The sequence below is a fragment of the Mesorhizobium sp. M7A.F.Ca.CA.003.01.2.1 genome, assembly GCF_003998945.1.
Taxonomy (GTDB): Bacteria; Pseudomonadota; Alphaproteobacteria; order Rhizobiales; family Rhizobiaceae; genus Mesorhizobium; species Mesorhizobium ciceri.
On the sequence record NZ_RZRA01000892.1, the window covers coordinates 1 to 2,315 of the forward strand.

3 protein-coding genes are annotated in these 2,315 nt (G+C 62.5%); 2 read left to right on the forward strand and 1 reads right to left on the reverse strand.

Translation table 11 applies throughout. The annotated features are described in order from the left end of the window. Positions 1-639: FAD-dependent monooxygenase (locus EN969_RS27245; RefSeq protein WP_206525239.1), on the reverse strand; the 639-nt coding region annotated here is incomplete at its 3' end. Positions 640-709: 70 nt separating this feature from the next. Between EN969_RS27245 and EN969_RS27250 the strand changes: the two genes are divergently transcribed. Next, positions 710-1,648 (forward strand): DUF2182 domain-containing protein, encoded by a 939-nt coding sequence (locus EN969_RS27250; protein WP_127419552.1) that lies wholly within the window; start codon positions 710-712, stop codon positions 1,646-1,648. A gap of 14 nt (positions 1,649-1,662) precedes the next feature. Then, positions 1,663-2,277, forward strand: coding sequence for a DUF1326 domain-containing protein (locus tag EN969_RS27255; protein WP_063168004.1), 615 nt, complete (start codon positions 1,663-1,665; stop codon positions 2,275-2,277). Positions 2,278-2,315: the final 38 nt, after the last annotated feature.

A 2,315-nucleotide genomic window follows, 5' to 3' on the forward strand; every position in this document is an offset into this window, starting at 1 on the left:
GACCTGCGTGAACGGACCGGTCTCGGTGTGGAATTCCGTCGAGGTGAAGGCGTGATCGCCGCTATGGCCGAAATTGAGGACGAGAGCTGCCTGCGGATAGGAGCGGGCCGAGGTCGAGATGCCGGCCGCCTGGCGCGCCGGTGACAAGCGTCCGTCAGCGGCGACCGCCAGCGATGCGTCAACCGAGCTGCCGTCGGCGAGGCCGGCACGAACATGCTCGGCATCGAGATGCCAGTTCGCCACCATCGACCTCAGCCAGTCGATGCCGGCGCGCGCGGCAACGGCGCTGGCGAGTGCCGGGGTGAGGACGCTGTTGGGAAGATTCAGCCCGAATTCATCCTCGTCGATCTCGCTGGCGCGGAAGGTGACGACCGGGCTGCGGATCAGCCGGCTGGTGGCATCGACGATGCGCATCACCTTCAAAGGCGCCGCCTTGGATACGACGGCTTCGAGCACGCCGAGCCGGTCGAGCACTTTCAAGGCAGGGTTCATCAGGGCCGTCGTGCGACCATCGGGGGCGGTGGCCTCCGGCCCGACCAGTGTCACCGGGAAACCTTCGGCGGCAAAACCCAGTGCCGCGATCAGCCCTGCCGGCCCCGTGCCGGCAACCAGTATCCGCGCAGTTTGCTGATGCTCCAAGATCGGCTTCCGGCTTGCAATGCGAGGCGGTCCACCCGACCTGCCGTTCGATCAGCATATAGGTCAGATCATGCCGCTTGATCAACGCGGCGATTCGGCCCATTCGGATGTCATGACCGGCCAGCAGGACGACTTCAGCCATCTCGACCGCGCCGGCCGCGCCATGGCCGGCATCGCGCGCAATCCCCGGGTTACGGTAAACGTCGTTGTCGGCGCTTGCATCCTGCTTGCATGGCTGTCTCTTGCGGCGATGGCAATCCGCGGGGCTGAAACAGGGATTGCGGGCGTCGGCGCCCCTGGCGACAGGATCCTTCGCAGCCTGCCGCAACTGCCGCTGCCCGATTTCCTGGAACGGTTCTTTGTGCTGTGCCTCTCACCGGTGCCTTTGGACGCAGGTCTCGGCTTGCGGGCCGGCGCGCTCGTTTCGATGTGGTTCCTGATGGCGATCGCGACGATGCTGCCTTCGGCGGCGCCGATGATACGCACCTATTGCGAGATCGCTGACACGGCACGCATCAAGGGCGAACCGGTCGTTCACCCGCTGCTGCTGGTCGCCGGCTATCTCAGCGTCTGGCTCGCCGCTTCAATTGTGTTCGCGGCGCTGACCTTGGCCGTCCATGCATTCGCTTCGTCAGCCGGGATTCTCGATCCGGTCGTCGGCATTGCCGGTGCGCTCGCTCTGCTGATTGCCGGCCTCTACCAGTTCAGCGGCCTGAAGGAAGCTTGCCTGAAGAAATGCAGGAACCCGTTCTCGATCCTTTTCGCGAGCTGGAGCGCAAGGCCCCTTAACATCTTTCGGCTCGGTGCCGCGCAAGGTCTGTGGTGTCTGGGCTGCTGCTGGGCCTTGATGCTGGTGATGTTCGCCGTGGGCGTCATGAACGTTTTCTGGATGGCGTTGATCGGCCTGTTCACCCTGATCGAAAAACAAACGGCCAGCAGGGTTCCAACCCGGCTGGCCGGTGCGATACTGCTTGTCTGGGCAGCCGCGCTGCTAGTAGTCTCGCTGTGAGTGGGGGAAAATCGATGGCAGACCAGAGCTGGGCGATGAAGGGAGAGCTCGTACTCTCCTGCAATTGCACGGTTTTTTGCCCTTGCGTGCTCTCGCTTGGCAATCATCCGCCGACCGAAGGCTATTGCCAGACATGGGCCGGGTTTCGCATCGATGCCGGCCATTTCGGTGAGGTCGATCTGTCCGGGCTCAATCTTGGGCTGATCATGGAAATCCCAGGCTATATGAGCCGCGGCAACTGGACCGCGGGCCTGTTCATCGACAGCCGCGCCTCTGTCTATGCGGTCAAGGCGCTGACAAAGATCTTCACGGGCAAGGCAGGTGGAACCACATCGCTGCTCTCAATCCTCGTCGGCAAATTCCTCGGTGTCGAGCAGGTGCCGATCACCTATGAGACGCGTGACAAAACGCGTATCTTCCAGATACCCAGGATTATCGACGGAGCGGTCACACCCTTCCAAGGCAAGGACCGTGACAAGGATACGGTGATCAGCAATTCGGAATACTGGATCGCGCCCGAGATCATCGTGGCCAGGTCCGACAAGAGCAAGGTGCGGGCTTTTGGCCGCAACTGGAATTTCGCCGGCCGTTCGGCCGAAATCTGCAAGCTGGATTGGCGGGGCCCGTGAGCAAGAACACAACGGCCAGGAAATTGGCAGCACGAAAA

Coding starts and splice junctions, on each gene's coding strand:
- EN969_RS27250 (WP_127419552.1), top strand. CDS start 710: ATGCCGCTTGATCAACGCGGCGATTCGGCCCATTCGGATGTCATGACC.
- EN969_RS27255 (WP_063168004.1), top strand. CDS start 1,663: ATGGCAGACCAGAGCTGGGCGATGAAGGGAGAGCTCGTACTCTCCTGC.